The following is a 4,378-nucleotide window of genomic DNA, read 5'->3' as shown; positions in this document are numbered from 1 at the left end:
CCGTGATGTGGGAATCCATCGTCCGAAAGGTGGAAAGACGCGACCTTTGCCGGAGCCTGCAGAAAGGTCGGGAAGTGGCGCAAGTTTGCCGGTGGCGACCACCCTGAACCTTCGACTGGATGCGCGCAGCGGCGGACTGTTCTTCATGCCGGCAGTGTAGATGAATTCCGCTCATCCACTAGCTAAGAATTTCGCTTTTGCAGAAAGCCGGGCCCTGTGAGACCGTGATCCCCGTTGGAACCGAGGACCGCAACGATGGAGCTTCCACTACAGACCGACGTGCTCTCGGGCCGATCCCATTCCTCGACTGCGGCGATAGAATGGCCACGACAGGGCTTGCAAGGTGAAGTGGTATTGCCGACGGACGCAGGCTACGATCAGGCGCGCAGGGTCTGGAACGGGCGATCGACAAACGCCCTGCCGCAATCGTCTTTTGCGCCAATTGCGACGACGTCGTGCATGCCGTGACCTATGCCAGGTCGCAAGGCTGCCTCGTGGCCGTTCGCAGCGGCGGCCATAACGTCGCCGGCCTGTCGGTCTGCGATGATGGGATGGTGATCGATTTGTCCCGCATGAAGAAGATCGTTGTCGATCCCGAGCGCCGCATCGCCAGCGCCGAAGCCGGCCTGGCCCTCGGCGAGTTCGACGCAGCCACACAGGCGCACGGTCTGGCGACGACCATGGGCGTGAACGGTGACACCGGTATTGCCGGCCTCACGGCTTCGGCAAGCTCGGGCGAAAGCACGGACTGAGCTGCGATAATTTGATCGCGGCTCAAATCGTCACCGCCGACGGACGGCTGTTGCGGACAATCAAATACCGACTCTATTTTTGAATTTGAACCTGCTTTGGAAAAAAGCGGGACGGCGGCCGAGCCACTAACAAGGACCGCAGAGTCGCCGAAACCCTATCCGCTGGGGCTAGTGCTGAAGGCCTGCGCCGAGATTGCGGACTATGCCGTTGAGGGGATCGGCAACTGGCGCGATCTTATGATGACCGACGCCCAGGTGCGGGGATATCTGGGCGTTTCGCCGTCAGCGTATGAGGATGCCTGCCATGTCATGTGTCAGGAGATCGCCGCGGTGGTGATTGCCTGCATTCTGCAGCGGGCGCAGCACATCAATTCCGCCGGCGGCTATCTGCGCGTGCTCGCCGAGAAGGCGAGGGCAGGGAGGTTTCGGTCGGACCGATGTTGATGGCTGCTTTGAAAGCTAATGGGTCACCGACCAGGATGGCCGGGTAACTGGCTAGGGTGACGATGGAACCAACCGCCGCGGCTGTCTGCACCTTTTATTAGCCCGTTTCGAGCCGGCTGAACCTAACTGGGATAAGCTGCCGCGTCTCGAGTTGCCCTGCCGCATCCTTGTCGATGACAGTCAGAAACTGAGTTTCTTCAGGTCCCAAAGGCAGAACCAGGCGTCCCCCCGGCTTGAGCTGCTTCAGTAAAGCGGGGGGTGTCCGCTCAGCCGCTGCCGTGAGCAGTATCTTGTCGAATGGGGCGTGCTCGGGCCAGCCGCGAGACCCGTCTCCGACACGAATGCCGACATTTGATAAGCCGAGGCTTTGCAGGAGAGCCTCCGCATGGCTTGCGAATTCCTCGATGATTTCGACGCTCCAAACGTGGCCGGCGAGCTCGGCGAGAATTGCGGTTTGGTAGCCCAGGCCGGTGCCGACCTCGAGTACCGCGTCGTACAGTTGCGGCGCAAGTTGATCTGTCATGAGAGCGACGATGAACGGCTGCGAGACGGTTTTATCAAAGCCGATTGGCAGTGGCATGTCCTGGTAGGCATAAGGCGCAACCGAGGCCGGCACGAAGAGATGCCGCGGCACCCGGCGCATCGCCGCCATCACCCGCTCATCCAGCGCCGCCTTGCCAAGTTCTTCGCTTGCAAGGTCGGTGTAGATTGCAATCATCTCGACCATGTGCCTGCGTAGCACCGCGAGATGCTCTTCGTTCATTGGCTTCATGACGGTTGGGCTTTCCTCAACCAGGTTTGCTGCCTTCGTCACAGAAACGCCCGCCATCGTTTCCAGTTGCGGGTGTCCTACGGCAAGCGCAGGTGCATTTGGGTGTTGCGTTTGGTGCGATCGGCGGCGGCCGGCGACCTTGAACAAGCCCGTTACGAAATCGTTTCACATATTGACGTTCGTGAAATCAATCTGTAATTATCGGCATGGAGCGTTTGCCCGATGAGCAGGATCATTTAGTTGCGGGCAAGCACTGCACTGGTTCCGCCGCGCCGGCAGGCGACGGCGCCCAGAGCTGCTTCGAGCAGGTAGGGTAATGTCATGAGCACAGCGGTGGTGAGAATTCTGGATGATCTGCGCTCACGCGGTGGACTTCAGGGCAAGGACATAGCCAACATCGTTGACGTGTCGACGGCGACCGTATCGCGGTGGTCCCATGGCAACGGTACCCCAAATCTGCGGACCCAGACGGTCATCGCGGATCTGCGCTACGTCGTCGAGCGCCTGTCGGATTTTTACACAGCCGACGAAACGCGGCTTTGGCTGCATTCGCGTCATCCGCTCCTCAACAATGAACGTGCCATCGATCTCATCAACGCGGACCGGACGCAGGAAGTTCTGGCTGTAATTGAGCGGCTCGACGCCGGCGCATACGTCTGAGAGTTTCGGGTGGAGCGGCGCGCGCGCGATCCGGATCTGCTCGACGCGCTCGACGCTCATGCCGGCGTTTCGTTTGAAGGTGAAGTGTGGCGCATTGTGCGGGAAGAGCGGGAGCCTCTACAGGGCTATCCGTCTCGCGCTCGATGGGATCCGGGCACCTTCGATGTCCTTTACACCTCGCTCGAGCGCGCAGGCGCCCTAGAGGAGATCCACTTCCACCTCAGTCGGCAACCTGTCTTTCCGTCGAAAATTAAGTCGGTTCTTCACCGGATTTTGGTCCGCACCCAACGAGCGCTGAGGATAGCCGATCTTGCATTGGAAGCCCTCGGAGTCTCGCCCCAAACCTATGGATCGCTGAGCTACGAACGAGCGCAGGAGATCGGTGATGCAGCCGCCTTTCTCGGCTTCGACGGCATCTTGGCGCCGAGTGCACGCTGGCCATGTCAGAACCTGGTGGTCTTCACAGAGCGGTTTACTCCAGCCGATTTAAGGGTCGTCAACTCCGAGCCGGTTGATTGGGCTGACTGGCGCACTCGCAGAAACGAACTCAGACGAACAAAGGATCGTTGAGGTAAGGGAAGATGCCGAGTGCCGCGGTCGTGGGAGTGAGCGCCCGACGCCTTCGCGCCCGCGTTGGCGAGCCAGGCCGCCCAGTCGATCCGATAGCCGTCGCGGATCACCGTGTGGTGCCTGAGGTCCCCGAGCTTGCGCAACGGATGCGCGCCCCTGCCGCCGAAGATATGAAAGAGGTTGTGTTAGAGGGGCCCGAGGCGATAGCAATTATTCTGCTATTGGGGGCTTTTCATCATGACAACTCGCCTGGGTCTGCTGACGACATTCTGCTTCATCGTCACAGGTTTACTTGTGGCCTTGGTTGCTACCGCTGCGGCCGGCGCAAAGCAGAAGACACCCGAAGCGTGGCCGATGAATTTCGCTCTGGTTCGGAACGGCGATTGCAAGGTAAGCTGCGTCCAATGGATTTCTGCCGAGGGCACGATAACAGCTGACACTGGCAGACAATTTGAGCAGTTTCTGGCCAAGCTGAAGGGCCAAAGGCTTCCCGTCGTGTTTCAGTCTGGCGGGGGGAATGTGGATTCGGCGCTTTGGATTGGACGCATGATCCGGGCCGCTGGCCTCGAAACCGCGGTGGGCAGAACGGTGTTGAACGGCTGCCCGATGCTGGTGCCGCGCTGTCCTGAAAAGATCGTCAAAAACGGCTGGTCGGAAGGGGAAGTTCACGCAGGCGGGGCGTACTGTTTCTCGGCTTGCCCCTTCGCCTTGGCTGGGGGGCAGGTCCGCGCCGCGGCTGTCGGTGCCAGGATCGCCCTCCATCAAATAACGGATGGCAGCAAAAGAGCGCCTACGCCGACGGGACGCAGAAACCTCGATGAAATTTCTACGAGGCCTGATCCGGCCCTGAAGCGGATGCTTTCCGACTATTTCGACGAAATGGGCGTCCGCAGCGGCGACATGTTCGTGATGATGGGCCTGGCAACGCCGGAGGGCCTCTATGACGTCTGGAGCGCTGAAGCGCTCAAATCAGGCATCATTACGAAAGTCTTCTCATACTCGGACGAACCTGGCTACGTCATTGGTGGAACCGATGACGAACCGGGCGCCGTCATTAATATCCCGCCTGAGATCGAGCTTTTGCTCAAATAGGCGGCCAGCCCGGGAGCCAATCAGCCCAGAAGGTTGCGAGCCGTGCGCATGAATATTCTGGATCCGATCGGGATCAGGTCGTCTGGAA

The 4,378-nt window shown here is 59.9% G+C and carries 5 protein-coding genes and 1 pseudogene; 5 read left to right on the top strand and 1 reads right to left on the bottom strand.

The window, feature by feature from the left end; all coding sequences use genetic code 11:
- Positions 1-455: 455 nt before the first annotated feature.
- Both AC0L2P_RS31990 and repC read left to right on the top strand, forming a co-directional pair.
- Positions 456-752, top strand: coding sequence for an FAD-binding oxidoreductase (locus AC0L2P_RS31990; protein ID WP_473507212.1), 297 nt, complete (start codon positions 456-458; stop codon positions 750-752).
- Positions 753-812: 60 nt separating this feature from the next.
- Positions 813-1,243: pseudogene (repC, locus tag AC0L2P_RS31985) on the top strand (plasmid replication protein RepC); the annotation flags it as partial.
- Between the two features lie 50 nt (positions 1,244-1,293).
- On the opposite strand, the gene AC0L2P_RS31980 reads toward repC, so the two are convergent.
- Positions 1,294-1,968 carry a protein-L-isoaspartate(D-aspartate) O-methyltransferase gene (locus AC0L2P_RS31980; protein WP_473507213.1) on the bottom strand — a complete coding sequence of 225 codons (675 nt, stop codon included), beginning with the start codon at positions 1,966-1,968 and terminating at the stop codon, positions 1,294-1,296.
- Positions 1,969-2,289: 321 nt separating this feature from the next.
- Here AC0L2P_RS31980 and AC0L2P_RS31975 point away from each other — a divergent pair, with 321 nt between their 5' ends.
- The 3 genes from AC0L2P_RS31975 (at position 2,290) to AC0L2P_RS31965 (ending at position 4,290) form a co-directional block, all read left to right on the top strand.
- Positions 2,290-2,628: a hypothetical protein gene (locus AC0L2P_RS31975; RefSeq protein ID WP_473507211.1), complete on the top strand. Its 339-nt coding sequence runs from the start codon at positions 2,290-2,292 to the stop codon at positions 2,626-2,628.
- Between the two features lie 9 nt (positions 2,629-2,637).
- Positions 2,638-3,198 (top strand): RES family NAD+ phosphorylase, encoded by a 561-nt coding sequence (locus tag AC0L2P_RS31970; protein ID WP_473507210.1) that lies wholly within the window; start codon positions 2,638-2,640, stop codon positions 3,196-3,198.
- A 237-nt stretch (positions 3,199-3,435) separates the two neighbouring features.
- Positions 3,436-4,290, top strand: a complete 855-nt coding sequence (locus AC0L2P_RS31965) for a COG3904 family protein (RefSeq protein ID WP_473507209.1) — start codon at positions 3,436-3,438, stop codon at positions 4,288-4,290.
- Positions 4,291-4,378 lie beyond the last annotated feature (88 nt).

Source organism: Mesorhizobium sp. WSM4836 (assembly GCF_055811815.1).
Note: the sequence above shows the minus strand (reverse complement) of the source record. Positions and strands in the feature narration are given on the sequence as shown.

Coding starts and splice junctions, on each gene's coding strand:
- AC0L2P_RS31980 (WP_473507213.1), bottom strand. CDS start 1,968: ATGAAGCCAATGAACGAAGAGCATCTCGCGGTGCTACGCAGGCACATG.
- AC0L2P_RS31975 (WP_473507211.1), top strand. CDS start 2,290: ATGAGCACAGCGGTGGTGAGAATTCTGGATGATCTGCGCTCACGCGGT.
- AC0L2P_RS31965 (WP_473507209.1), top strand. CDS start 3,436: ATGACAACTCGCCTGGGTCTGCTGACGACATTCTGCTTCATCGTCACA.